General features: G+C 69.2%; 19 protein-coding genes. 4 read left to right on the forward strand and 15 right to left on the reverse strand.

Annotated elements, in window-relative coordinates; genetic code table 11:
* Positions 1-55: 55 nt before the first annotated feature.
* Genes AC07OQ_RS08935 through AC07OQ_RS08945 form a run of 3 tightly spaced genes read right to left on the reverse strand, consistent with a single transcriptional unit; the run spans position 56 to position 5,912 of the window.
* The gene (locus AC07OQ_RS08935) at positions 56-1,456 is read right to left on the reverse strand and encodes an efflux transporter outer membrane subunit (RefSeq protein ID WP_495052756.1); all 1,401 of its coding nucleotides are present in this window, start codon (positions 1,454-1,456) and stop codon (positions 56-58) included.
* 1 nt (position 1,457) lies between these two features.
* A complete protein-coding gene (locus tag AC07OQ_RS08940; protein ID WP_495052757.1) occupies positions 1,458-4,622 on the reverse strand; it encodes an efflux RND transporter permease subunit in 3,165 nt (1,054 codons plus the stop codon).
* Positions 4,623-4,652: 30 nt separating this feature from the next.
* Positions 4,653-5,912: an efflux RND transporter periplasmic adaptor subunit gene (locus tag AC07OQ_RS08945; RefSeq protein ID WP_495052758.1), complete on the reverse strand. Its 1,260-nt coding sequence runs from the start codon at positions 5,910-5,912 to the stop codon at positions 4,653-4,655.
* A gap of 152 nt (positions 5,913-6,064) precedes the next feature.
* Here AC07OQ_RS08945 and AC07OQ_RS08950 point away from each other — a divergent pair, with 152 nt between their 5' ends.
* A complete protein-coding gene (locus tag AC07OQ_RS08950) occupies positions 6,065-6,781 on the forward strand; it encodes a TetR family transcriptional regulator (protein ID WP_495052759.1) in 717 nt (238 codons plus the stop codon).
* A gap of 71 nt (positions 6,782-6,852) precedes the next feature.
* Positions 6,853-9,216 (forward strand): YgiQ family radical SAM protein, encoded by a 2,364-nt coding sequence (locus AC07OQ_RS08955; RefSeq protein WP_495052760.1) that lies wholly within the window; start codon positions 6,853-6,855, stop codon positions 9,214-9,216.
* 2 nt (positions 9,217-9,218) lie between these two features.
* Here AC07OQ_RS08955 and AC07OQ_RS08960 read toward each other — a convergent pair whose 3' ends face one another.
* On the reverse strand, positions 9,219-9,524 hold the full coding sequence (locus AC07OQ_RS08960; RefSeq protein ID WP_495052761.1) for a hypothetical protein: 306 nt from the start codon (positions 9,522-9,524) through the stop codon (positions 9,219-9,221).
* On the reverse strand, positions 9,524-9,925 hold the full coding sequence (locus AC07OQ_RS08965) for a phage holin family protein (protein WP_495052762.1): 402 nt from the start codon (positions 9,923-9,925) through the stop codon (positions 9,524-9,526). Before AC07OQ_RS08965 ends, AC07OQ_RS08960 begins: the two co-directional genes overlap by 1 nt.
* A gap of 216 nt (positions 9,926-10,141) precedes the next feature.
* Here AC07OQ_RS08965 and AC07OQ_RS08970 point away from each other — a divergent pair, with 216 nt between their 5' ends.
* Positions 10,142-12,406 carry a GGDEF/EAL domain-containing response regulator gene (locus AC07OQ_RS08970; protein WP_495052763.1) on the forward strand — a complete coding sequence of 755 codons (2,265 nt, stop codon included), beginning with the start codon at positions 10,142-10,144 and terminating at the stop codon, positions 12,404-12,406.
* 91 nt (positions 12,407-12,497) lie between these two features.
* Here AC07OQ_RS08970 and AC07OQ_RS08975 read toward each other — a convergent pair whose 3' ends face one another.
* The 3 genes from AC07OQ_RS08975 to AC07OQ_RS08985 all read right to left on the reverse strand — a co-directional run bounded on the left by AC07OQ_RS08975 (position 12,498) and on the right by AC07OQ_RS08985 (position 15,655).
* On the reverse strand, positions 12,498-12,806 hold the full coding sequence (locus AC07OQ_RS08975; protein WP_495052764.1) for an ElaB/YgaM/YqjD family protein: 309 nt from the start codon (positions 12,804-12,806) through the stop codon (positions 12,498-12,500).
* Between the two features lie 86 nt (positions 12,807-12,892).
* Positions 12,893-14,005 (reverse strand): alanine dehydrogenase, encoded by a 1,113-nt coding sequence (ald, locus tag AC07OQ_RS08980; RefSeq protein ID WP_495052765.1) that lies wholly within the window; start codon positions 14,003-14,005, stop codon positions 12,893-12,895.
* Between the two features lie 105 nt (positions 14,006-14,110).
* Entirely contained in the window at positions 14,111-15,655 is a 1,545-nt protein-coding gene (locus tag AC07OQ_RS08985) for a methyl-accepting chemotaxis protein (protein WP_495052766.1), read from the reverse strand.
* A 204-nt stretch (positions 15,656-15,859) separates the two neighbouring features.
* Here AC07OQ_RS08985 and AC07OQ_RS08990 point away from each other — a divergent pair, with 204 nt between their 5' ends.
* Complete coding sequence (locus AC07OQ_RS08990; RefSeq protein WP_495052767.1) at positions 15,860-16,333, forward strand: VOC family protein; 474 nt, start codon at positions 15,860-15,862, stop codon at positions 16,331-16,333.
* A 7-nt stretch (positions 16,334-16,340) separates the two neighbouring features.
* Here AC07OQ_RS08990 and AC07OQ_RS08995 read toward each other — a convergent pair whose 3' ends face one another.
* The 7 genes from AC07OQ_RS08995 to AC07OQ_RS09025 all read right to left on the reverse strand — a co-directional run bounded on the left by AC07OQ_RS08995 (position 16,341) and on the right by AC07OQ_RS09025 (position 25,034).
* Complete coding sequence (locus AC07OQ_RS08995) at positions 16,341-17,255, reverse strand: hydroxymethylglutaryl-CoA lyase (RefSeq protein WP_495052768.1); 915 nt, start codon at positions 17,253-17,255, stop codon at positions 16,341-16,343.
* A gap of 2 nt (positions 17,256-17,257) precedes the next feature.
* On the reverse strand, positions 17,258-19,252 hold the full coding sequence (locus tag AC07OQ_RS09000) for an acetyl/propionyl/methylcrotonyl-CoA carboxylase subunit alpha (protein ID WP_495052769.1): 1,995 nt from the start codon (positions 19,250-19,252) through the stop codon (positions 17,258-17,260).
* A gap of 516 nt (positions 19,253-19,768) precedes the next feature.
* The gene (locus AC07OQ_RS09005) at positions 19,769-20,113 is read right to left on the reverse strand and encodes a hypothetical protein (protein WP_495052770.1); all 345 of its coding nucleotides are present in this window, start codon (positions 20,111-20,113) and stop codon (positions 19,769-19,771) included.
* 557 nt (positions 20,114-20,670) lie between these two features.
* A complete protein-coding gene (gene bioB, locus AC07OQ_RS09010; protein WP_495052771.1) occupies positions 20,671-21,714 on the reverse strand; it encodes a biotin synthase BioB in 1,044 nt (347 codons plus the stop codon).
* Positions 21,711-22,451: a dethiobiotin synthase gene (bioD, locus tag AC07OQ_RS09015; protein ID WP_495052772.1), complete on the reverse strand. Its 741-nt coding sequence runs from the start codon at positions 22,449-22,451 to the stop codon at positions 21,711-21,713. Before bioD ends, bioB begins: the two co-directional genes overlap by 4 nt.
* Positions 22,448-23,662, reverse strand: a complete 1,215-nt coding sequence (gene bioF / locus AC07OQ_RS09020) for an 8-amino-7-oxononanoate synthase (RefSeq protein WP_495052773.1) — start codon at positions 23,660-23,662, stop codon at positions 22,448-22,450. Before bioF ends, bioD begins: the two co-directional genes overlap by 4 nt.
* On the reverse strand, positions 23,646-25,034 hold the full coding sequence (locus tag AC07OQ_RS09025; protein WP_495052774.1) for an aminotransferase class III-fold pyridoxal phosphate-dependent enzyme: 1,389 nt from the start codon (positions 25,032-25,034) through the stop codon (positions 23,646-23,648). Before AC07OQ_RS09025 ends, bioF begins: the two co-directional genes overlap by 17 nt.
* Positions 25,035-25,056: the final 22 nt, after the last annotated feature.

A 25,056-nucleotide genomic window follows, 5' to 3' on the forward strand; every position in this document is an offset into this window, starting at 1 on the left:
CGCCCAAGGATTCGTCCTTGGGCGCCTTTTCCTTTGGGCTCGCCGGGCTGCGCGCTCAGCCGGCGGTCGCTTGGTCCAGGCCGCCGCCCAGCACCTTGTAGAGCTGCACGCGGTTCAGCGCCTTGGCCAGACGCACCTGCAGCAGCGCCTGCTGGGCCGCATAGCTGGAGCGCTGGGCATCCAGCAGCTCCAGCGTGTTGGACACGCCATTCTTGAAGCGCAGCTCCACCAGTTCCAGCCGCTTGGCCTCGGCCCGGGCCTGCAGCTCCTGGGCGCTCAGCTGTTCGTCCAGCGTGGCATGGCCGGCCAGCGCATCGGCCACCTCGCGGAAGGCGGTCTGCACCGCCTTCTCGTACTGGGCCACCGCGATGCCCTGGTTGGCCTTCGCCACGTCCAGGTTCGCCTGGTTGCGGCCCGCATCGAAGATCGGCATCAGGATCTGCGAGGCGAAGCTCCAGGCCGAATGCTGGAACAGATCCGAAAGCTGGGTGCTGGCGGTGCCGGCACTGGCCGTCAGCGTGATGCTGGGGAAAAAGGCCGCGCGCGCCGCGCCGATGCTGGCGTTGGCGGCGATCAGCTGCTGCTCGGCCTGCAGCACGTCGGGCCGCGTCACCAGCACCTCGGACGGCAGGCCGGCCGGCACCTCGGGCAGGCTCAGGCCCTGCAGCGGCTGGGCCGCCGCCAGCTCGCGCGGCAGCGGCTGGCCGACCAGCAGCACCAGGGCGTTCAGCGCCTCGTCGCGCGAACGCTGGCTGCTCGCCAGGCTGGCACGGGCCGCGCCGGACGAGGATTCGGCGGTCGACAGATCGAGCGCCGAGGCCGAGCCGGCATCGAACTTCAGGCGCGTCAGGCGCAGGCTGTCCTCGCGCGTGGCCAGGGTCTGGCGCGCCAGGGCCAGCAGTTCCTCGCCGGCCTGCAGGTTCAGCTGCGCGGCGGCCACCGCGGCCACCAGCGACAGCCGCGCGGCGCGCTGGCCCTCGGCCGTGGCCAGGTAGCTGGCCATGGCCGCATCGCTGTTGCTCTTCAGCTTGCCGAACAGGTCCAGCTCGTAGGCCGTGACCTGCAGGCCGGCCTGGTAGACGCTGCTGATGTTGCCGTTGCCGCTGGCCGCGGGCGAGCGGCTGCTGGAGAAGCCGGCACCGACCGTGGGCAGGCGGCTGGCGTCGGTGATGCGATGCTGGGCCCGCGCCTTCTCGACGTTCAGCAGCGCCACGCGCAGGTCGCGGTTGTTCTGCAGCGCCAGCGCGATCAGTTCGCGCAGGCGGGCATCGCTGGCGTAGAAGCTCCGCCAGGGCAGCTCGGCCGCCTTCTGCGCGCCGGCCGTGGCCGGGGTCGGCCAGTCGCTGGCGACCGGCGCCGCCGGCCGCTCATGCTTGGGGGCCAGGCTCATGCAGCCCGACAGCAGCAGCGCAGCCGCTGCGGCGCTCACCAGGGTGAGGGATTTCTTCTTCTGCATATCAGATTCCTTCGGCGTCGCGCACCGGATTGGCTTCCAGCTCATGCGCATACATCTTGCGCTGCCGCTCGCTGCCCTTGAAGAAGCGCCGCACCACCAGGAAGAAGACCGGCACGAACAGCACGGCCAGCAGGGTGGCGGTGATCATGCCGGACAGCACGCCGGTGCCGATCGCGCGCTGGCTGGCCGAGCCGGCACCCGAGGCGAAGAACAGCGGTGCCACACCCAGGATGAAGGCCATCGAGGTCATGATGATGGGGCGGAAACGCAGGTGGGCAGCCTCGAGGATGGACTCGACCAGCCCCTTGCCCTGCGCCTGCAGGTCCTTGGCGAACTCGATGATCAGGATCGCGTTCTTTGCCGACAGGCCGATGATGGTGATCAGGCCCACCTTGAAGTACACGTCATTGGGCATGTCGCGCAGCGTCGCGCCGAGCAGCGCGCCAAGCAGGCCCAACGGCACCACCAGCATCACCGACAGCGGGATCGACCAGCTCTCGTACAGCGCGGCCAGGCACAGGAACACGGCCAGCAGCGAGAACGCCAGCAGGATGGTGGCCTGCGAACCGGACAGCTTTTCCTCGCGGGACAGGCTGGTCCACTCGTAGCCGATGCCGGCCGGCAGCTTGGCCACCATGCCCTCGAGCTCGGCCATGGCCTCGCCGGTGGAGGCGCCGGGCGCGGCGTCGCCGGCCAGGCGCATCGCGGGGTAGCCGTTGTAGCGCACGGCCTGCATCTGGCCGGTGATCCAGCGGGTTGTCGCGAAGGCCGACAGCGGCACGCTCTTGCCTTGCGCGTTCGTGACGTTCAGGCGCAGCAGATCCTGCGGCGTCATGCGTTGCGCGGCATCCGCCTGCACGACCACGCGCTGCATGCGACCGGCGCTCGGGAAGTCATTCACATAGCTGGAACCCAGCTGCGTGGACATCACCCGCGCCAGCACATCGAAGTTGATGCCCAGGGCCTGGGCCTTGTCGCGATCGATGTCGATCTCGAGCTGCGGCGCATCTTCCAGGCCGTCCGGGCGCATGCCGGTGATCAGCTTGCTCTGCGAGGCCATGCCCATCAGCTGGTTGCGCGCATTCAGCAGCGCCTCGTGGCCGAGGCCGGCGCGATCCTGCAGGCGCAGCGCGAAGCCGGTGGCATTGCCCAGCTCGGGGATAGGCGGGGGCGACAGCGGGAAGATGAAGGCGTCGCGCACGCCCACCATCATCGCGCCCATGGTGCGCTGGGCCAGCGCCTGCGCGCTGTGCTTCTGGCCCTTGCGCTCGTCCCAGGGCTTCAGCGGCACGAACACGAGGGCCGCGTTTTGGCCCTGGCCCGAGAAGGAGAAGCCGATCACGCCGACGGTGTCGGCCACCTCGGGCTGCTTGTGCAGGAATTCCTCCACCGTCTTGACGGCCGCCTCGGTGCGGTTGGTCGTCGCGCCCGGCGGCAGCTGCACGTTGACGATCAGATAGCCCTGATCCTCGTTGGGCAGGAAGGAGGTGGGCATGCGGACATACAGCCAGCCCACCGCGACGACGACGGCCAGGAAGGCCACCATCATGCCGGGGCTGCGCTTGAGCAGCTTGGCCACCCAGCCCTCGTAGCCCTTGGCGGTGCGCGCGAAGCCGCGGTTGAACCAGCCGAAGAAGCCGCGCTTCTCGTGGTGGTGGCCGGCCTCCACCGGCTTGAGCAGGGTCGCGCACAGGGCCGGCGTCAGGCTCAGCGCCATCAGGGCCGAGAGCGCCATCGAGGACACCATCGCCAGCGAGAACTGGCGGTAGATATTGCCCACCGAACCGGCGAAGAAGGCCATCGGCACGAACACGGCGATCAGCACCAGGGTGATGCCGACGATGGCGCCGGAGATCTGGCCCATCGCCTTCTTGGTGGCCTCGCGCGGCGAGAGCCCCTCCTCGCTCATGATGCGCTCGACGTTCTCCACCACGACGATCGCGTCGTCGACCAGGATGCCGATCGCCAGCACCATGCCGAACAGGGTCAGCACATTGATCGAGAAACCCAGGCCCAGCATGACGGCAAAGGTACCCAGCAGCGCCACCGGCACCACCAGCGTGGGGATCAGGGTGTAGCGCCAGTCCTGCAGGAACAGGAACATCACCAGGAACACCAGCACGATGGCCTCGATCAGGGTCTCGACCACTTGCGTGATCGAGATCTTGACGAACTTCGATGAGTCATAGGGCACGCTGTATTCGACGCTGGCCGGGAAGTACTTCTTCAGCTCTTCCATCCGCGCCTTGACGGCGGTCGCCGTGCCCAGCGCGTTGCCGCTGGGCGCGAGCTGCACGCCGATGCCGGTGGAGGGCTGGCCGTTCAGGCGCGCATAGGTGCCGTAGCTCTGGCCGCCGAGCTCGATGCGGGCCACATCCTTTAGGCGCACGGTGGAGCCATCGGTGTTGGCGCGCAGCACGATCTTGCCGAACTGCTCCTTGTCCTCCAGCTGGCCGCGCACGACCACGGTGGCCGACATGGTCTGGTTCGACAGGTTCGGGCGGTCGCCCATCGTGCCGGCGGGCACCAGCGCGTTCTGCGCGGCGATCGCGGCGTTCACCTCGGCCGGGCTGATGTTGAAGGACAGCATCTTGGCCGGATCCAGCCAGATGCGCATCGCGCGCTCGGTGCCGAACAGCTGGGCCTGGCCCACGCCCGGAATGCGCTGGATCTCGGGCACGATATTGCGGGCGGCGTAGTCACCCAGCGCGATCGGGTCCAGCGAGCCGTCCTTGGACGACAGGATCACGAACAGCAGGAAATTGCTGCGCGCCTTGTCGACGCGCACGCCCTGCTGGGTCACCGAGGCCGGCAGGCGCGGGCTGGCGCGCGACAGGCGGTTCTGCACCTCGACCTGGGCCAGGTCGATATTGGTGCCGGACTCGAAGGTCACGGTGATGGCGCCGGTGCCGTTGGCCTGGCTGACCGATTCCATATAGGCCAGGCCGGGCGCGCCGTTGAGCTCCTGCTCGATCACCGAGATCACGGCCTCGTCCAGGGTCTTGGCCGAGGCGCCGGGATAGGCGACGTTGATCGACAGCGAGGGCGGCGCCACCGTCGGGTACTGCGCCACCGGCAACTGGGTGATGGCGACACCGCCGAACACCAGGATGAAAAGTGCGATCACCCACGCAAAAATCGGGCGATCAATGAAGAAACGTGCCATGTTGTGAATTCCTCGCGCTGGGCTGGCGGCTTAGTGACCGGCCGCCGAAGCCGCGGTGGCACCGGAAGCGGCGCTGGCCGCACCGCTGGCCACACCGCTAGCCACGAAGGGCACCGGCTTGACCGGCGCGCCGGGCACGAACATCTTCTGGAAGCCGTCGGCAATCACCTGCTCGCCCGGCTTCAGCCCGTCCAGCACCACCCACTGGCTGCCCTCGGCGGAACCGATCTTGACCTTGCGCGGCTGCGGCTTGCCGTCGGGGCCGACCACCAGCACGGTGTCGCCGGCGCTGCCGCGCGTCACCGCCTGCTGCGGCAGCAGGATGGCGGACGGCACCTCGGCCTGGGCCAGGCGCACGCGCACATACTGGCCCGGCAGCAGCGCGTTGTCGGCATTCGGCACCTCGGCGCGCAGCGACACCTGGCCCGAGGTGGCGTCCACCGTCAGGTCGGTGAACAGCAGCTTGCCGGTCTTGATGCTGCCGTCGTCCAGCAGCACCTGGACCTGGGCCGAGTTGGCACCGGCGCTGCGCAGCTGGCCCTTGCTCAGCGCGCGGCGCAGCTGCTGCACCTCGTTGGCCGACTGGGTGAAGTTCACATAGACCGCGGAGGTCTGCTGGATCAGCGCCAGCTGGGTGGCCTCGGCGGCGCTGACCAGCGCGCCCTCGGTCACCAGCGCGCGGCCGATGCGGCCGGCGATCGGCGCGCTGACATGGGCGTAGTCCAGGCTCAGCTTGGCGGTGGTGATGGCCGCCTTCGCGGCGGCCACATCGGCCTCGCCCTGCTTGGCGGCCGCCACGCTCACCAGATACTCCTGCTGGCTGATCGCCTTGGCCTCGGCCAGGGGCTTGTTGCGCTCCGCCAAGGCGGCGGCCTGATTCAGGTTGGCCTGGGCGCGGGCCAGGGTGGCCTGGGCGCTGTCGAGCTGCGCCTGATAGGGCGCGGGGTCGATCTGGAACAGCGGCTGGCCGGCCTTGACCTCCGACCCTTCGGTGAACAGGCGCTTCAGCACCACGCCGTTGACGCGCGCCCGCACCTGGGCGATGCGCAGGGCCTCGACGCGCCCCGGCAGCTCGGTCTGCAGCGCCACGGCCTGCTGGCTCACGGTCACGACGCCCACCACCGCGGGTGGCATGCCGCCGCCCGCCGCCGGAGCCTTGCCGTCCTTGGAGCAGCCGGCCAGCACCGCGGCAATGGCCACCACCAGGGGGACGAGATAAAGCACCCGGCTGCCCAGGCTGAGCGGGGCCTGGTCGGGCTGTGCGGAAGAAGATGCGGCAGAGCAGATCACGGATGGGGCCTCTCTATGAAGATGTTCCTGTGCTTGCACGGCGTGGCGTCATTTGAACGACGTTTGACGACCGCGGCTTGAACTCAGGGTTGACCCGGAGTATATACACATACATTCATGAATGTATGTAAACCGTTTAGAATTACGGGGTCATGGCACGCAAAACCAAACAAGAGGCGCAGGAGACGCGCCACAGCATCCTGGACGCCGCCGAACGGCTGTTCCAGCAGCATGGCGTCTCGCGTACCTCGCTGCAGCAGATCGCCCAGGAGGCCCGGGTCACCCGCGGCGCCATCTATTGGCATTTCAAGGACAAGGCCGAGCTGTTCGACGCGATGATGGAACGCGCCACCATGCCGCTGGAGGAAGGCATCAGCCTGCGCAGCGTGCCGGCGCAGCCGATGTCGCTGGCCGAGTTGCGCTGGGGGCTGGTGAACGTCTTCTATTGCGCCACCCACAACGAGCGCACCCGTCGCGTCTTCGAGATCGCGATGCAGAAGGTCGAGTACACCGGCGAGCTGCAGGCCCTGCACGAGCGCAAGCTGAGCGTCCGGCGCAGCTGGCGCGACCAGAACCAGGCGGTGTTCGAGCGCGCGGTGGCCGAGGGCCTGCTGCCGGCCGGCTTGAACACCCAGGTGGCCGCGATCGCGCTGGTCGGCCTGGTCGACGGCCTGCTGCACCAATGGATCACCGACCCGGAATCCTTCGACCTGCTGGGCGTGGGCCAGACGGCGGTGGAAGGCTTTCTCAGCAGCATGGCTCGCAACGCGGGTCCGCCCCTGCTGCCGCCGATGAGCGCCGAGGAATGGTCGCGGCTGGGCCAGCAGGGCCCGTGCCAGGCCCGCGCCGACGCTGCACCGGAAGCCTGAAGCCACAGCCAAACCCCCTGAATTGCACGGGCCATGCGCGGGTTTGCCCCAGGTCAAGGGACAATAGCCGGTTGCCCATCCCGGAAGCCGCCGCCGTGACCGCCCATACCGCCATCGCCCCGCCGAAAGCCAGCAAGGCCCTGACGGCCTACCGCCCGTTCTGGGCCAAGCGCTTCGGTCCCGCGCCCTTCCTGCCGATGAGCCGCGCGGAGATGGAGCAGCTGGGCTGGGATTCCTGCGACATCATCATCGTCACCGGCGACGCCTATGTGGACCACCCCAGCTTCGGCATGGCGGTGATCGGCCGCACCCTGGAGGCCCAGGGCTTTCGCGTCGGCATCATCGCGCAGCCCGACTGGCAGAGCGCCGACCCGTTCAGGGCTTTAGGCAAACCGAATCTGTTCTTCGGCGTGGCGGCCGGCAATATGGATTCGATGATCAACCGCTACACGGCCGACCGGAAGATCCGCTCGGACGACGCCTACACGCCGGGCGGCGAAGGCGGCAAGCGGCCCGATCGCGCCACCCTGGTCTATACCCAGCGCTGCAAGGAGGCCTGGAGCGAGGTGCCGGTGGTGATCGGCGGCATCGAGGCTTCGCTGCGCCGCATCGCCCATTACGACTACTGGAGCGACAAGGTGCGCCGCTCGATCCTGGTCGACGCCAAGGCCGACCTGCTGGTCTATGGCAATGCCGAGCGCGCCATCGTCGAGATCGCGCACCGCCTGGCGCGGCGCGAGCCGGTCGAGCGCATCACCGACGTGCGTGGCACCGCCTTCATGCGCCGCACCGACGACCCGAGCTCGCACGAATATTTCCAGCTCGACTCGACCACCGTGGACACGCCGGGCCGCATCGACGAGCTGATCAGCCCCTACCAGACGATCGAGGACACCGCCGCCGAGCAGGGCGGCGCCTGCGCGGCCGGCGAGCAGCCGCCGGCCGATGCCGCCAAGCCGATCACCATCCACCGCCAGGGCAAGATCGCGCTGCCGCCGCGCGACAAGACCGTGATCCGCCTGCCCGCCTACGAGGCGGTCAAGAGCGACCCGGTGCTCTACGCCCATGCCAACCGCGTGCTGCACCTGGAAACCAACCCCGGCAACGCCCGCGCCCTGGTCCAGGCCTATTCATTTGCAGGTAGCGACCGCGACCTCTGGATCAACCCGCCGCCGATCCCGCTGACGACGGCGGAGATGGACCATGTGTTCGACCTGCCCTACGCCCGCAGCCCGCACCCGAGCTATGCGGACGCCGGCGGCGGCCATGAGGGCGCCACCAAGATCCCGGCCTGGGAGATGATCCGCTTCAGCGTCAACATCATGCGCGGCTGCTTCGGCGGCTGCACCTTCTGCTCGATCACCGAGCATGAGGGCCGCATCATCCAGAGCCGCTCGGAAGACTCGGTGATCCGCGAGATCGAGGAGATGCGCGACAAGGTCAAGGGCTTCACCGGCATCGTCTCCGACCTCGGTGGCCCGACCGCCAATATGTACCGCATCGGCTGCAAGTCGCCCGAGATCGAGGCCGCCTGCCGCAAGCCCAGCTGCGTCTACCCCGGCATCTGCTCGAACCTCAACACCGACCACGGCCCGCTGATCAAGATGTACCGCCGCGCCCGGGCCTTGAAGGGCGTCAAGAAGATCCTGATCGGCTCGGGCCTGCGCTACGACCTGGCGATCAAGTCGCCCGAATACATCAAGGAGCTGGTGACCCACCATGTCGGCGGCTATCTGAAGATCGCGCCCGAGCACACCGAGGCCGGGCCGCTGTCCAAGATGATGAAGCCCGGCATCGGCACCTACGACAAGTTCAAGCAGCTGTTCGAGCAGGCCAGCGCCGAGGCCGGCAAGAAGCAGTACCTGATCCCCTACTTCATCGCCGCCCACCCCGGCACCGCCGACGAGGACATGATGAATCTGGCGGTCTGGCTGAAGAAGAACGGCTTCCGCGCCGACCAGGTGCAGACCTTCTATCCCAGCCCGATGGCCACGGCCACGGCGATGTACCACACGAACAAGAACCCGCTGAAGAAGGTCACGCGCGACAGCGAGAGCGTGGACATCGTGCGCGGCGAACGCCGCCGCCGCCTGCACAAGGCCTTTCTGCGCTATCACGATGCCAACAACTGGCCGCTGTTGCGCGAGGCCCTGAAGGCGATGGGCAGGGCCGACCTGATCGGCAACGGCAAGCAGCACCTGATCCCCAGCTACCAGCCGATCACCGACGGCAGCTACGAGAGCGCACGCAAGAAGAACTCGACCACCGCCGCCAAACCCGGCGCCAAGCCGACGCTGGCGGCCAAGACCGGTGCGCCGATGAAGACGGGCATGGCGCCGCGCAAGGGCCAGATCCTGACCCAGCACACCGGCCTGCCACCGCGCGCCACCGGCGCTCGCCCGGCGCGGCCCGCGGCGCCCAAGAAGCCGCGCTGAGTTCAGCCCGGCCGGCGCAGCAGCTCGCCCAGGCGCTGCGCCAGGCGCCACCAGCCCAGCCCCGCGCCGGCCAGCCGCAGCAGCCGCCCCGGCCGGCGCAGCAGCAGGACGGCCCCGGCCGCCAGTAGCAGGCGACCGGTCCAGGGCGTGCCGCGCAGCCAGGCCCAGGCCGACCAGCCGCGCTCGGCCCACTGCAGGGGCCGCTCCAGCGCCCGCATGTCGCGGCGCAGGGCCGCGCGCAACTCGGCGCTGCGCAGGCGCAGGGCCAGCTGACGCTGGCGCAGGCGGTCCTCGGCGGCGCGGAACATCAGGGCGCTCCCAGCTCGTCGCGGTCGCGCGCCAGCTCGGCCACGCTGCCGGCAAACAGGCCGCCCGGCGCCGACAGACGCGCCTGGGCGCGCTGCCACAGCCAGACCGCCAGGCACAGATAGGCTCCGCCCAGCAGCAGCGCCGCCAGCCAGCGCCAGCCGTCCGGGCTCAGCAGCACCACGGCCAGACTCAACAAGCCCAGCGCCATGCCGCCGAACAGCAGCGCCAGCAGCGCACCCAGCAAGGCGCCGACCAGCCGCAGCTTCTCGGCTTCCAGCTCGGTGCCCAGCAGCGCCAGGCGCAACTGGGCCAGTTCCAGCCCATGATCCACCAGGCGCCGCAGCGCCTCCAGCAGCCCACCCGATGGCGTTGCGGCGGCGCCCGCCTCGTCCTTGCTCATCCCTGCTCCTTGCTTGAGTGCTGCAAGCTTAATCGTGGCTAGGACTTTCCCGGCCGCGCGCGGTATGGCCGCCACAAAGCGGACTTTGTCGCGCTTCGCGGCACGCCAAATCGTCTATAACCCGACTTTCGGCCGCGCTGCGCGCAGCACGGCCGACATCCTGATGTTTTGACCATCCCGCGAGCCCGCTTGAGTGCGGCAGCACAGGACCACTTCATGCCCGAAAACCAGGACCCAGCAGGCGCCGCACAGCCGGGCCACGAGCCCGATGACGACCTGCTGGAATTCGTGGACGGCCCCGAGGGCGCCGGCCATGCCGCCGACCAGGAGGCACCCTGGCGCGTGCTGATTGTTGACGACGACGCCGACGTGCACAAGGCCACCGAGCTGGCCATGCAGGGCCTGCAGATCGAGGGCCGGCCGCTGAGCTTCCTGCACGCCAGTTCGGCCGCCCAGGCGCGCGAACTGATGTGCCGCGAGACCGATCTGGCCGTGGTGCTGCTGGACGTGGTGATGGAGTCCGAGAACGCCGGCCTGCAGCTGGTGCGCCAGATCCGCGAGGACCTGCACCAGCATGCGGTGCGCATCGTGCTGCGCACCGGCCAGCCCGGCTACGCGCCCGAGATCGAGACGGTGCAGGCCTATGACATCAACGATTACAAGACCAAGTCGGAGCTGACCCGCACGCGCCTGTACACCGTGCTGACCGCCGCGATCCGCTCCTACAAGCAGATCTGCGCGCTGGAGGCCAACCGCCAGGGCCTGGAGCTGATCGTCGAGGCCAGCACCGAGCTCTCCCGGCTGCGCGGCCTGCAACGCTTCGCAGAGGGCGTGGTGACCCAGCTCTGCGCCCTGCTGGGCATCCTGCCCGAGGGCCTGGTCTGCGCCCAGACCGGCAGCGCCGAGGGCCCCGCCGACCCGCAGGACGCACGCATCATCGCGGCCGCCGGCCAGTACAGCGGGCTGATCAACACGCCGCTGGCCAGCGTGCACGTGGCCCATGTGCGCGAACGGCTGGAGCGCTGCCTGCGCGAACGCCGGCACATCCTTGGCGACGGCACCTGCCTGTACTTCGGCCTGTCGCAGGGGCGCGCGATGGCGGCCCTGGTCGAGGTTGGCCGCGAGCTCAGCACGATGGAGCTGCAGCTGCTGCGCGCCTTCTGCTCCAATATCGCGGTCGGCCTGGAGAACGTGGTGCTCTACGGCCAGCTGCTGGACCAGGCCCACAACGACCCGCTGCTGCGCCTGCCCAACCGGGTGCGCTTCATCGAGCTGCTGGACCAGAACCTGAAGGATCCGGCCGGCGTCACCCTGGCCCTGATCGACCTGGACGACTTCTCCGACGTCAACGATGCCTTCGGCCATGGCTTCGGCGACCAGGTGCTGCAGGCCGTGGCCCAGCGCCTGGGCCAGCAGCTGGGCTTCAACACCGCGATGGCGCGCGTCGCCGCCGATGCCTTCGGCCTGATCGGCCCGGACGAGCTGGTCAACAGCGAGAGCATCCACGCCGTCTTCGTCGAGCCCTTCGCGGTGGCGGGCGAGCGGCTGCAGCTGTCGGCCACCACCGGGCTGGTGCGGCTGTCGGAATCCTCCGCGGTGGGCTCGGAGCTGCTGCTGGACGCCCAGATCGCGCTCAAGCGCGCCAAGCAGCAGCACCGCGGCGCGGCCCAGTATTTCTCGCCCGCCATGGGCACCGATGCGCGCGAGCGCTTCAAGCTGCTGAAGGGCCTGCGCGCCGGCTTCGAGGAAAACCGCCTGTTCGTGGTCTACCAGCCCCAGGTCGACCTGGCCAGCGGCCGGGCGCTGGGCGCCGAGGCCCTGCTGCGCTGGCGCACCGCCGAGGGCCAGTTCGTGCCGCCCGACCAGTTCATCCCGCTGGCCGAACAGAGCGGGCTGATCATCAGCATCGGCGAATTCGTGCTGCGCACCGCCTGCCACCAACTCAGGCGCATGGAGGAGCAGGGCTATGCCGAGTTCCGCATGTGCGTGAACATCTCACTGGCGCAGTTCCGCCACCCCGGCTTCATCAGCAGCCTGAACGGCGCGCTGCGGGACACCGGCGTCAATCCGGTCAATCTGGAGCTGGAAATCACCGAATCGATGGCCATGGAAGACAGCGCGCTGGTCATGCACCTGCTGGCCGACATCAAGCGCAGCGGCGCCACGGTGGCGATCGACGACTTCGGCACCGGCTTCTCGTCGCTGAGCCAGCTGCGCCGGCTGCAGGTCGAGCGCCTGAAGATCGACCGCGCCTTCGTGCACGAGGCCCAGCATTCCAGCGCCGGCCTGACGATCGCGCAGATGGTGATCAACCTGGGCCGCGGCCTCGGGCTGACGGTGATCGCCGAGGGCGTGGAAACCGAAGAGCAGCGCCAGCAGTTGCTGGCGCTGGGCTGCCACGAGGGCCAGGGCTGGCTGTTTGCCCGCCCGATGCCGGCCGAGCAGCTGGAGACCTGGATGCAGGAGCACGCGCTCCGCTAACCTCCAGCGAACACCGCAGATCCGGCTCCGCCGGGCTGCCGGTGTTGCCCCCTCGAGGGGGCGGCCGCAGGCCGTAGGGGGGAGGCCGGTCTCAGCGCCGGCTGATCAACATGCCCAGCAGCAGGCCGACACCGGCGGCCAGGCCGATCGACTGCCAGGGGTTCTCGTGCACATAGGCGTCGGTGGCGCGGCCGGCGGCCTTGGCGCGCTCGAGCGCCGCGTCCTGCAGCTCGTGCATGTTCAGCTTGGCGCGGTCCAAGGTGGCCTGCACCTTGGCGCGCAGCTCGCTGGCCCCTTCCCCGGCCGCGCCGGCGGTGGCGCGCAGCAGGCTTTCGGCCTCGGCCACCACGGCGTGCAGGTCGTTCATCAGGCGGTCCTTCTGGGCTTGGCTTTCCGGCATGGTCCTCTCCTTGCGGGTTGTGAACAAAGGCTAGTCCACCTTGTACGCCAGGCCTCGGCCCGAGATCAAGGGCCCCGGCCGCGCGCTCAGAGAAGTTGCTCGGCTGTTACATACTCGTAGCCCAGGGCCTCGGCCACCGCCTTGAAGCTCACCTGCCCCGCCGCCACATTGAGGCCGGCGCGCAGATGGGGGTCGTCCCGCAGCGCGCGCTTCCAGCCCTTGTCGGCCAGCGCCAGCGCATGCGCGATGGTGGCGTTGTTCAGCGCATGGGTCGAGGTGCGCGCCACCGCGCCCGGCATATTGGCGACGCAGTAATGCACGACGCCGTCGACGACGAAGGTCGGATCGGCATGGGTGGTGGGCCGCGAGGTCTCGAAGCAGCCGCCCTGGTCGATCGCCACATCGACCAGCACCGCGCCCGGCTTCATCCGCGCCACCATCGCGCGCGTCACCAGCTTGGGCGCCGCCGCGCCCGGCACCAGCACGCCGCCGACCACCAGGTCGGCCGCCAGCACCGCCTCCTCCAGCGCCTGCGCGCTCGAGTACTGGGTCGCGATGCGATTGCCCCAGACCTGGTCGAGCTGGCGCAGCCGGTCCACATTCTTGTCCAGCACCGTGACCCGCGCGCCCAGGCCCACGGCCATCTGCAGCGCATGGCTGCCGACCACGCCGGCGCCGATGATCACCACCTGGGCCGGGGCCACGCCCGGCACCCCGCCCAGCAGCACGCCCATGCCACCCTTGCTCTTCTCCAGATGGGCGGCGCCGGCCTGGATGGCCATGCGGCCCGCCACCTCGCTCATCGGCGCCAGCAGCGGCAGGCCGCCGCCGGGCGCGGTGATGGTCTCGTAGGCGATGCAGATCGCGCCCGACTTCACGAGCGCCGCGGCCTGCACCGGATCGGGCGCCAGGTGCAGATAGGTGTAGAGGATCTGGCCGGGCCGCAGCAGCGCGCATTCCGCGGGCTGCGGCTCCTTGACCTTGACGATCATCTCGGCCTCGGCGAAGACCGCGGCCGCATCGGGCAGAAGGCTTGCGCCGGCTGCCCGGTACTGCTCGTCCGTCAGGCCGATCGCGGCGCCGGCACCGGCCTGCATCAGCACCTGGTGGCCGCGCGCGCTCAGTTCGCGCGCGCTGGCCGGCGTCAGGCCGACGCGGTACTCATGGTTCTTGATCTCGGTGGGGCAGCCGATCCGCATGATGTGTCTCCTGTTCCGGTGCCGGCTTTGTACGGCCGGCCGACGGCAACAGCGAAACGGTATTCATGCGGCTTCTAGACCATTAGGGCCGCTGATGCGGCCCCATCAGGCCAGACGAAACACCGCCACCGCCTCGACCAGCTGCTGCGCCTGCGTCTTCAGGCTCTCAGCCGCCGCGGCGGATTCCTCCACCAGCGCGGCGTTCTCCTGGGTGGCGCGGTCCATCTGGGTGACGGCCTCGCCGACCTGGGCCACGCCCGAGCTCTGCTCGCGGCTGGCGGCACTGATCTCGCCCATGATGTCGGTGACGCGCCGGATCGACGCCACCACCTCGGCGATCGTGCCGCCGGCGCGGTCCACCTGGCTGGAGCCCAGTTCGACCCGCTCGACGCTGGCCTGGATCAGGGTCTTGATCTCCTTGGCCGCGGCGGCCGAGCGCTGCGCCAGCGCACGCACCTCGCTGGCCACCACCGCGAAGCCGCGACCCTGCTCGCCGGCGCGCGCCGCCTCGACGGCCGCGTTCAGCGCCAGGATATTGGTCTGGAAGGCAATGCCGTCGATGGTGCCGATGATGTCGGCGATCTTCTGCGAGCTGGCGCTGATCTCGCGCATGGTCTCGACCACCTGGCCCACCGCCGTGCCGCCCTGGCCCGCCACGCCGGACGCGGCCAGCGCCAGCCGGTTGGCCTGCTGGGCATTGTCGGCATTGCCGCGCACCGTGCTGCCCAGTTCCTCCATCGAGGCCGCGGTTTCCTCGAGCGCCGAGGCCTGCTGCTCGGTGCGAGCCGACAGGTCGTGGTTGCCCGAGGAGATCTGGGCCGAGGCGGTGGCCACGCTCTCGGCGCCCTCGCGCACCTCGCGCACGATGGCCGCGAGCTTGGCCTGCATCTCGCGCAGCGCGTTCAGCAGGCGGCCGGTCTCGTTGGCGCCGCCGGGCTGGATGGGGGTGGCCAGATCGCCCGCGGCCACGCCGCTGGCCACCTGCACCGCCTGGTTCAGCGGGCCGATGATGGCGCGGATCAGCGCCAGGCTCACGAACAGGGCCACCGCCAGGGCCACCGCCACCAGCACGCCCATCTGCAGCTTGGCGCCGTGCGCCTCCTCCTCGGCCTGCTGGGCGGACAGGTCCATCAGCTTGTTGCCCAGCGCGATCAGCTCGTCCACCGCGGCCATATAGGCCAGCTGCTTGGGCCGCATGTCCCTCAGCAGCACCGCCTTGGCCGTCTCGATGTCGCCGGCGCGCAGCGCCTTGGTGACCTTGTCGCGCTCCACCCGGTAGGCCGCGCGCGCCTCGTTGAGCTTGACGATGCCGGCCTTGCCGCCCGGCGTGGTCATGATCTTGGTCAGCTCGTCGATGGTGGCCGCGGTCGACTTGGAGGCCTGCTCGATGACGGCGAACTCGGCGTCGATCTCCGCCTTGTCGCTCATGATCAGCAGATTGCGCAGCGAGCGCGCCACCTGGTTGTTGGTGTCCTTGATCGACTGGAAGGACTTCACCTTGGGATAGCGATCCTCCATGGCCAGCTTGAAATGCGCGTCCATCGCATTCAGCTTGCTCCAGGCCAGTGCCCCCAGCAGCAGGATCAGCAGCGCCATCGCGGCAAAGCCCGCGGTCAGCAGGGTGGATATCTTGGTGTTTCTGAGATTCATCGCGCTTGTCTCCTGGCAGATGCAGCTTGTAGGTACCGAGGGGTATGACGACTGCTTCGGCATTTGGCTGTAGGACCTGAGGCGATTTCCTCGCCGCCTCCGGTGCTATGCGCCCGCCTTGGCCGGCAGACGCACAAACTCCGCTGCTGCGCCACAATCAGGGCCGGCCGGCGCACGCCCGGCCCCGGACCGAAGGGAATTGCCATGCAAGCACCGCCGCGCGGCTGGCCGCGCCTGTCCAGCACCCTGCTCTACGACAATGCCCGCGAAGCCATCGTCTGGCTGGAGCGGGCCTTCGGCTTCGCGGTCCAGCTCAAGGTCGACGGCCCGGACGGCAGCATCGTCCACAGCCAGCTCGTCTTCGGCGAGGCTCTGATCATGGTCGGCGAAGGCGGCGCGGCGCGCGCGCCCAAGTTCGGCGTGCCGCTGCGCAGCCCCCGGCACCTGGGGGGCGCCAACAGCCAATGTCTGATGCTCTATGTGGACGACGTGGACGCCCATTGCGCCCGCGCCCGCGCCGCCGGGGCCACCATCGTGGCCGAGCCCGAGCTTCACGACTACGGCCCCGAGTACTGGGCCGACCGCAGCTACGGCGCGCTGGACCCGGACGGCCACCTGTGGTGGTTCACCCAGCGCGTGCGCGACCCGCGGTCGCGCGTGGACGAGGCCGCGACCTGAAGCGCGTTCAGGCCGCGCCGCGCTTGGCCAGCAGGGCCCGCGCGACCCGCGCCACCGGCTGACGGCCCAGCGCGCTGGAGATATAGGCGCCGGCATCGACCAGCTTGTCGATGTCGATGCCGGTCTCGATGCCCAGGCCGTTCAGCATGAAGACCACGTCCTCGGTCGCCACATTGCCGGTCGCGCCCTTGGCAAAGGGGCAGCCGCCCAGGCCGGAGACGCTGGCGTCGAAGTTGTGCACGCCCATCTCCAGGCAGGCGTAGATATTGCTCAGCGCCTGGCCATAGGTGTCGTGGAAATGACCGCTGACCTCGACCAGCGGGTAATGCTTCAAGGCCCGCTCCATCGCCGCCTGCACTTTCCTGGGCGTGCCGACGCCGATGGTGTCGGCCACGCCCATATGGTCGACGCCGATACCCTTCATCAGCAGCACGACGCGCTCGACCTGATCCGCGCTGATCTCGCCCTCGTAAGGGCAGCCGACCGCGCAGGACAGCGCACCGCGCACCTTCAGCCCGGCCGCGTGCGCCGCGGCCACGACGGGCGCGAAGCGCTCGATGCTCTCGGCGATCGAGCAGTTGATGTTCTTCTGCGAGAAGGCCTCGCTGGCCGCGGCGAACACGACGATCTCGTCGGGCCTGGTCGGCAGCGCCGCCTCCAGGCCCTTCAGGTTCGGCGTCAGCACCGAATAGCGCACGCCGGGCCTGCGGGTGATCGCGGCCATCACGTCGACGTTGTCGGCCATCTGCGGCACCCACTTCGGTGACACGAAGCTGGTGACCTCGATCTCCTTCAGGCCGGCCTCCTGCAGCAGCGCGACCAGGGTCGCCTTGTGCTCGGTGGAAACCGGCTGCTTCTCGTTCTGCAGGCCGTCGCGCGGGCCCACGTCGACCAGGGTGACTCGGTTCGGCAGGCTGGTCATGATCAGGACTCCAGTCGCAAGAGTTCGGCACCATCGCCGACCTGGTCGCCGACGGCAAACAGCAACTCGGCCACCACGCCGTCGCGCGGCGCATTGATCGTGTGCTCCATCTTCATCGCCTCCATCACCGCCAGCGGCTGGCCTTTCTTGACCGCCTCGCCGGGCCGGGCCAGGAAGGACACCATCTTGCCGGGCATCGGCGCGGTCAGCCGGCCGGCGTCCGTTGCCCCTTCGCCGGCATGGGCGATCGGGTCGATCTCGGTCAGCAGCGCCGAGCCCTGGGGCGCGAACACCGCCACCTTCTCGCCCAGCGCATAGGTCTTGACCATCACGCGCTGCTGGCCCAGGCCCTCGCCCAGCAGCAGCTCATGGCTTTCCAGGCCGGCGGAGTTGACGGCGAAGGCCCGGGCCTGTCCCTCCACCGTCAGCTGCATGCCGCCCTGGTGATGGCGCGACAGCAGCACCGCGTGGTGGGCGCCGCCCAGTTCCAGATCGAAGCGGCGCGCCGAGGCGCCATACATGCGCCAGCCGTCGCGGCGGCTCCAGGGGTCGGCGCCCTGCAAGGTGGCCTCGGCGGCCAGCGTATGCGCCACCACGGCGGCCGCCGCGATCTCCAGCGCCAGACCGGGCTGCTCGAACAGCGCGGCGCGCTCGCGCTCGATCAGGGCCGTGTCCAGATCGGCCTCGGTGAACGAGGCCGTCGTCGCGCAGCGGCGCAGGAAGGCCACATTGGTCTGCAGGCCGACGATATGGGTGTCGCGCAGCGCCGCATCCAGCCGGGCCAGGGCCTGGGCGCGGTCCTCGCCCCAGACGATCAGCTTGGCCACCATCGAGTCGTAATAGGGGCTGATCGCATCGCCCTCGCCCACGCCGGAGTCGATGCGCACGTCGCCGCGCTGGAAGCTGACATGCGCGGGCCAGCGCGCCACGCTGAGGCTGCCGGTGGCGGGCAGGAAGCCGGCCTCGGGGTTCTCGGCGCAGATGCGGGCCTCGATCGCATGGCCGTGCATGCGCAGCTCGCTCTGCTTCAGCGGCAGCGGCTCGCCGGCGGCCACGCGCAGCTGCCACTCGACCAGGTCCTGGCCGGTGATGGCCTCGGTGACCGGATGCTCCACCTGCAGCCGGGTGTTCATCTCCATGAAATAGAAGCGGCCGTCCTGCTCGGCGATGAACTCCACCGTGCCCGCGCCCTGGTAGCCCACCGCCTTGGCCGCGGCCACCGCCGCCTCGCCCATCTGGGCGCGGCGCTCGGCCGTCATGCCCGGCGCGGGCGCTTCCTCCAGCACCTTCTGGTGGCGGCGCTGCACCGAGCAGTCGCGCTCGAACAGGTAGACGCAGTCGCCATGCGCATCGCCGAACACCTGGATCTCGATATGGCGCGGCTTCTGCACATAGCGCTCGACCAGCACCGCGTCGTCGCCGAAGCTGTTGATCGCCTCGCGCTTGCAGGAGGCCAGCGCGGCGTCGAAGTCCTCGGCCTTCAGTACCGCCCGCATGCCCTTGCCGCCGCCGCCGGCGCTGGCCTTGATCAGCACCGGATAGCCGATGCGCTCGGCCTCGGCAGCCAGCAGGGCCGGGTCCTGATCGGCGCCGTGATAGCCCGGTACCAGGGGCACGCCGGCCGCCTCCATCAGGCGCTTGGATTCCGCCTTCAGGCCCATCGCCTGGATGGCCGAGGGCGGCGGGCCGATGAAGATGAGGCCCGCATCGGCGCAGGCCTGAGCGAACTCCTCGTTCTCGCTCAGGAAACCGTAGCCCGGGTGCACGGCCTCGGCGCCGGTGGCCTTGGCCGCGGCGAGGATGCGCTGCCATTGCAGATAGGAGTCGCGCGGCGCGGGGCCGCCGATCAGGACGGCCTCATCGCAGGCCTGCACATGCTTGGCCCGGGCATCGGCCTCGGAATACACCGCCACGGTTTTGACGCCGAGACGTTTTGCCGTCGCCGCGACGCGGCAGGCGATCTCGCCGCGGTTGGCGATCAGGATTTTCTTGAACATCGTGTCTCTCTCCTTCGTAGCCCGACTGCTGAGCCTGGCTGGTCTTCATTCATTTCACCCGGGCTCCGCACATGCGTCGTGGTCAAGCCAAGGCCCATGCCGGGAGTTCGCCCCGGCGGGCGACCTTCTTTCTTGGGCGCCCAAGAAAGAAGGCAAAGAAACCGCCCCGAATGCCTGGCCCTTCGGGTCCGCTGCGGTGCTCGGCTTTGCCGGGCCGCGCACAACTCACTTCGTTCGCTTCGCTCACTCCGTTCAAACAAGGGGCGCGAAGTCAGTTCTTGATGGCGCTGCGCGCCGCCCGTCAAAGCCTGCGCTCCTCGCCCAGGCAAGACGGGGAACCCCGGAATACCCATACGCCTCGCTGCGCATCGGCTGGCTAATGGATTCGCGACCCGGCATAGCGTTCGCGTTGAGCGGACCGGAACGGCATTAGCCCGCGCCGCCGTGCGTTGCATTCTCGGCACCGCGGGCTAATGCTTTTGCGGGTCCGATCCAACATGAGGTTAGAGCGCAATTTCATGATGAAGACACCTGGGACTCCGCGTATGGAACAAGCAATGAAATCGAGGGATGCTGCCGCTTGTATCGGACTGGCACCTTGCTGCCTATCGGTAGCTGAGCGTCCCAATGCGCAATGATCTTTCGGCATTCGACAGGCCTTGCATGACCGACGGGGCTGAAGCGATAACGAACAAAGTGAAACTCATCACGTTCGTATCCCAAGATCTCAGCTTCGCCCAACTCGCCGGCTTGGAGAAGATTTGCTCGTTCTCCGCGCTGTGAACGAATGCCGAGCAGTCCCGGGAGCGCCACCAGTGCGATGCCCGCAATGATCAGTACGATGAAGCCGACTTGGCCCATTGCGCTTTAACGTGTTATCGACCACACGGCAGCACGGCATATCACCGCCAGTCGCGCAGTAACAAGGCATTGAAGAAACAGGCCAAGCGCTTGATTCATCTTCCGTTCCCTTTGTCCGGCGTCCTGACAACACGGCACTCAACTCCCCGACAAATGCCGCGCCCGTTACGCAAACAACTTGCCCCGAATTCGACAGCGGTTGATGGGGCAAACCGCCTACTCGCACAGCACTGCTGTTCCGCGCCGATGCGCAGCGAGGCGTATGGGTATTCCGGGGTTCCCCGTCTTGCCCGGGCGAGGAGCGCTGGCTTTGGCGGGCGGCGCGAAGCGCCATCAACAACTGACTTCGCGCCCCTTGTCTGAACGGAGCGAACGCAGTGAGCGAAGTGAGTTGGGCGCGGCCCGGCAAAGTCGAGCACCACAGCGGACCCGCAGGGCCGGGCATCCGGGGCGGTTTCTTTGCCTACTTTCTTGGGCGCCCAAGAAAGTAGGTCGCCCGCCGGGGCGAACTCCCGGCTGGGCCTCGGCAGAAAGGAAATGCCCATTGAGCCAGCCTCTCAGTGCGCCGTGCAGGCCTTCGCCTCACCAGTTCCACCCGACAACTCCGCCTCGGTCGCGCAATGCATGCCCAGACGCTCCAGCAGCGCGCGGTCCTTCTCGGCCTGGGGATTGCTGGTGGTCAGCAGCTTGTCGCCGTAGAACATCGAGTTGGCGCCGGCCAGGAAGCACAGGCTTTGCAGCGACTCCGGCATCTCCTCGCGGCCGGCCGACAGGCGCACCATCGCGCGCGGCATCGTGATGCGCGCCACCGCGATCGTGCGCACGAACTCGAAGGGGTCCAGCGCGGCCGTGCCGGCCAGCGGCGTGCCTTCGACCTGCACCAGGTTGTTGATCGGCACCGACTCCGGATAGGGGTCCAGATTGGCCAGCTGCACGACCAGGCCGGCGCGCTGGCGGCGCGTCTCGCCCATGCCGACAATGCCGCCCGAGCAGACCTTCAGGCCGACGCCGCGCACGCGGTCCAGCGTGTCCAGGCGGTCCTGGTAGGTGCGGGTGGTGATGATCTGGCCGTAGAACTCGGGCGCGGTGTCGAGGTTGTGGTTGTAGTAGTCCAGCCCCGCGTCCTTCAGCTGCTCGGCCTGGCCGTCGCCCAGCATGCCGGCGGTCAGGCAGGTCTCCAGGCCCATGGCCTTGACCTCCGTGATCATCGTGCCGATCTGCTCCAGATGGCGTTCCTTGGGCGCGCGCCAGGCCGCCCCCATGCAGAAGCGCGTCGCGCCATTGGCCTTGGCGGCGCGCGCCGCTTCCAGCACCTCTTCCAGCGGCAGGAGCTTCTCGGCCTTCAGGCCGGTGTCGAAATGGGCCGACTGCGGGCAGTACTTGCAGTCCTCCTCGCAACCGCCGGTCTTGATCGACAGCAGGGTCGAGAGCTGCACCGCGTTGGCATCGAAATGCTCGCGATGCACCTGCTGGGCGCGGAACAGCAGGTCGTTGAAGGGCAGTTCGAACAGGGCCGCCACCTCGTTGACCGTCCAGGGTTTCACATTGCGGCGGTCGGCGTCGGCGTCGGCGGTGGGGGTCAGGGTCTGGATCTGGTTCATGACTGGAAGAGGACCTTCAAGTGGGCGGCCACGGCCGCGGGATTCGGTTCGGGGAGGCGGGGAACATGGCCCCAGCAAGGCGTTTGCAGCCCGAGTTGCAGCGCCGCGAGATTGTCGGCCACATGGGGCATGTCGGGATCCACGGTATTGGCCACCCAGCCGGCGAGCTCAAGCCCGCGAGCGCGGATGGCTTCCGCGCTCAGCAGCGCATGGTTGATGCAGCCCAGGCGCAGGCCGACGACCAGGATCACCGGCAGGCCCAGGTCCACGGCCAGATCGGCCGTGTCCCAGGTTTCGGTGAGGGGCACGCGGAAGCCGCCTACGCCCTCGACGAAGGCGATCTCGGCGCGCGCCGCCACGCCGCGCACCGCGGCCAGCAGCGGCTCGCGCTCGATCGCCACGCCCTCCAGCCGCGCCGCGATATGCGGCGCGCAGGGCGTGCGCAGCTGCAGCGGGCCGACCTCGGCGTCGCTGAGACCCATATTGCCGGCGGCGCGCAGGCGCTGCACGTCCTCGTTGACCCAGCGGCCGTCGATGAGCTCCTGCCCCGCCGCCAGCGGCTTGATCGCCGCGGCGCGCAGGCCGCGGCCCGCCGCCAGATGGGTCAGCCCCGCGGTGATCGCGGTCTTGCCGATCTCGGTGTCGGTGCCGGTGATGAAGTAGCCACGCGAGCCGCCCGCCGGGCCGCTCCCAAGGGCGGCTCGGCCCCCTTGGGGGGTGTGGGGGTCAACAGTCACAACGCCGCCTCCAAGGCCGCGAGCAGCCGGTCCACGTCGGCCTCGGTATGCGTGGCGCAGAGCGTGATGCGCAGCCGCGCCTCGCCCTTGGGCACGGTCGGCGGGCGGATGCCCGGCACGCGCAGCCCCTGCTGCTCCAGCGCCGCGGCCAGCCGCATCACCTCGGCATTGCCGCCGATGATCAGCGGCTGCACGGGCGTCTCGGAATCGGCCAGACGCCAGGCGAGGCCCGGGTGGCGCGCCAGCAGCGCGCCGATGCCCTCGCGCAGGCGCCGCTGCAATGTCAGCAGCTGCGCGCGGCGCTGCCGCCCGACCTCGCTCTCGATCAGGTCCAGGCTGGTCAGCAGGGCATGGGCCACGGCCGGCAGCGCGGCGGTGGTGAAGATATAGCTGCGCGCCGCCTGCAGCAGATACTCGATCACCGTGGCATGGGCGACGACGAAGGCGCCTGACAGGCCGGCGGCCTTGCCCAGGGTGCCGATCAGCACCAGGCGCTCGCTGCCGAGACCGAAATGTTCGACCGCGCCGCGCCCGTTCCTGCCCAGCACGCCGAAGCCATGGGCGTCGTCGACGATCAGCCAGGCGTCGAACTCCTCGGCCAGCGCCAGCAGCTCGGGCAGGGGCGCGATGTCGCCGTCCATGCTGAACACCGCATCGGTGACGATCAGCTTGACCTTGGCCTGGCTGACCTGCAGCAGCGCGCGCAGCTCGGCCAGGTCGCAATGGCCGTAGCGGCTGACCTTGGCCCTGGCCAGGCGCGTGCCGTCGATCAGCGAGGCATGGTTCAGCGCCTCGGAGAAGACTTCCGCCTCGCCATCGCCCAGCGCGGTCAGCACCGCCAGGTTCGCCATATAGCCGGTGCTGAAGCTCAGGGCGCGCGGCGCGTGCGGGATGAAGGGCGCGTACCAGGCGGCCAGCCTGTCCTCCAGCCGCTCATGCGCGACCGAATGGCCGCTGATCAGGTGCGAGGCGCCGGAGCCGCCGCCATAGGCCGCGGCGCCCTCGGCCAGCGCCGCCGCGATGCGCGGATGCTCGGCCAGGCCCAGGTAGTCGTTGGAGCAGAACATCAGCAGCTCGCGCGTCAGCCCGTCGGCGCCACGCACCCGCTGGCGCGGCGCGGTGGGGCTTTCCGCGGCGCGCAGAAAGCGGGTCAGGTCTTGCGCGGCGATGGCCCGCAGCTTGCCGTCCAGATGTTCAAGCAGAGAGGACATGATCCAGGGTGGCCAGCACGGCCTTGAAGAGGAACTGGGCGGCCGCAGCATCGATCAGGTAAGGCGGCATCAGATAGACCGTGGAGCCGATCGGCCGGATCAGCAGCTCGCGATCCCGCGCGGCCAGATGGAAGCGCTCGGCGAAACGCTCGCCGGGGTTCCTGACGTCGAAGGCCAGCACCATGCCGCGCTGGCGCAGATGCTGGATGCGCGCGTCGCTGGCCAGGGGCTTGAAGGCCAGCGCCAGCAGCGCGGCCTGCTCGCGGTTCTTCTGCAGCTGGCCGCCCCGCTCGAAGCGGTCCAGCACCGCATTCGCGGCCGCGCAGGCCAGCGCATTGCCGGTGTAGGAATGCGAGTGCAGGAAGCCGCGCGCCACATCCTCGCTCCAGAAGGCCTGGTAGACGGCCTCGGTCGTCAGCACCAGGGACAGCGGCAGCGTGCCGCCGGTGATGCCCTTGGACAGCAGCAGGAAGTCGGGCCAGGTGGGGTCGGTCACCAGACCGCCCGCCGGACCGCTCCCAAGGGCGGCCCGGCCCCCTCGGGCGGCGGTCGGCGTACCCGCCGACGGGGGGCTCACATGCTCCCAGGCGAAGAAGGTGCCGGTGCGCCCGCACCCGACCGCGATCTCGTCGGCGATCAGGTGCACGTCGAACTCGGTGCAGAGCTGGCGCAGCCCGCGCAGGTAGCTCGGCCCATGCATCACCATGCCGGCCGCGCCCTGGATCAGCGGCTCGACGATGACGGCGGCGATGTTCCCGTGGCGCTGTTCCAGCAATGTCCGCATCGCGGCCAGCGCTTGCTCCTCATTGCCAAGGCGGCCGTCGGGCGACTCGACGATATGCGCGCGCATCAGGAGCGGGTCGTAGGCATCGCGGAAGACCGCCACATCGGTGACGGCCAGGGCGCCGATGGTCTCGCCGTGATAGCCGTTCCTCAGGCAGACGAACTCGCGCTTCTCGCCGCGGCCGCGGTTGCGCCAGCTGTGGAAGCTCTGCTTCAGCGCGATCTCCACCGCGCTGGCGCCATCGCTGCCGAAGCACAGATGGCCCAGCGCGCCGCCGGTCAGCGCCGACAGGCGCTCGGCCAGACGCACCGCCGGCTCATGGGTGCAGCCGGCCAGCATCACATGCGGCAGGGTGTCGAGCTGGGTCTTGATCGCGTCGTTCAGCCGCGCATCGGCATGGCCGAAGAGATTGACCCACCAGCTGCTGTTGGCGTCGAAATAGCGCCGGCCCTGGTGGTCGATCAGCCAGGGGCCCTCGCCGCGGGCGATCGGCAGCGGCGGCACTGCCGCAGCCCGCGCCATCTGCGTGCAGGGATGCCAGACGCTGGCCAGGCTGCGGCGCTGCCAGCCCTGCTGGGTGGTGCTCATGGGGGTGATCGACGAGGAATTC

The organism is Roseateles sp. GW821-FHT09B06 (assembly GCF_059418245.1).

Bases quoted from the DNA above. Each gene is read 5' to 3' on its own strand.
- AC07OQ_RS08935 (WP_495052756.1), bottom strand. From the start codon at position 1,456: ATGCAGAAGAAGAAATCCCTCACCCTGGTGAGCGCCGCAGCGGCTGCG.
- AC07OQ_RS08940 (WP_495052757.1), bottom strand. From the start codon at position 4,622: ATGGCACGTTTCTTCATTGATCGCCCGATTTTTGCGTGGGTGATCGCA.
- AC07OQ_RS08950 (WP_495052759.1), top strand. From the start codon at position 6,065: ATGGCACGCAAAACCAAACAAGAGGCGCAGGAGACGCGCCACAGCATC.
- AC07OQ_RS08960 (WP_495052761.1), bottom strand. From the start codon at position 9,524: ATGTTCCGCGCCGCCGAGGACCGCCTGCGCCAGCGTCAGCTGGCCCTG.
- AC07OQ_RS08965 (WP_495052762.1), bottom strand. From the start codon at position 9,925: ATGAGCAAGGACGAGGCGGGCGCCGCCGCAACGCCATCGGGTGGGCTG.
- AC07OQ_RS08970 (WP_495052763.1), top strand. From the start codon at position 10,142: ATGCCCGAAAACCAGGACCCAGCAGGCGCCGCACAGCCGGGCCACGAG.
- AC07OQ_RS08975 (WP_495052764.1), bottom strand. From the start codon at position 12,806: ATGCCGGAAAGCCAAGCCCAGAAGGACCGCCTGATGAACGACCTGCAC.
- ald (WP_495052765.1), bottom strand. From the start codon at position 14,005: ATGCGGATCGGCTGCCCCACCGAGATCAAGAACCATGAGTACCGCGTC.
- AC07OQ_RS08985 (WP_495052766.1), bottom strand. From the start codon at position 15,655: ATGAATCTCAGAAACACCAAGATATCCACCCTGCTGACCGCGGGCTTT.
- AC07OQ_RS08990 (WP_495052767.1), top strand. From the start codon at position 15,860: ATGCAAGCACCGCCGCGCGGCTGGCCGCGCCTGTCCAGCACCCTGCTC.
- AC07OQ_RS08995 (WP_495052768.1), bottom strand. From the start codon at position 17,255: ATGACCAGCCTGCCGAACCGAGTCACCCTGGTCGACGTGGGCCCGCGC.
- AC07OQ_RS09000 (WP_495052769.1), bottom strand. From the start codon at position 19,252: ATGTTCAAGAAAATCCTGATCGCCAACCGCGGCGAGATCGCCTGCCGC.
- AC07OQ_RS09005 (WP_495052770.1), bottom strand. From the start codon at position 20,113: ATGGGCCAAGTCGGCTTCATCGTACTGATCATTGCGGGCATCGCACTG.
- bioB (WP_495052771.1), bottom strand. From the start codon at position 21,714: ATGAACCAGATCCAGACCCTGACCCCCACCGCCGACGCCGACGCCGAC.
- bioF (WP_495052773.1), bottom strand. From the start codon at position 23,662: ATGTCCTCTCTGCTTGAACATCTGGACGGCAAGCTGCGGGCCATCGCC.
- AC07OQ_RS09025 (WP_495052774.1), bottom strand. From the start codon at position 25,034: ATGAGCACCACCCAGCAGGGCTGGCAGCGCCGCAGCCTGGCCAGCGTC.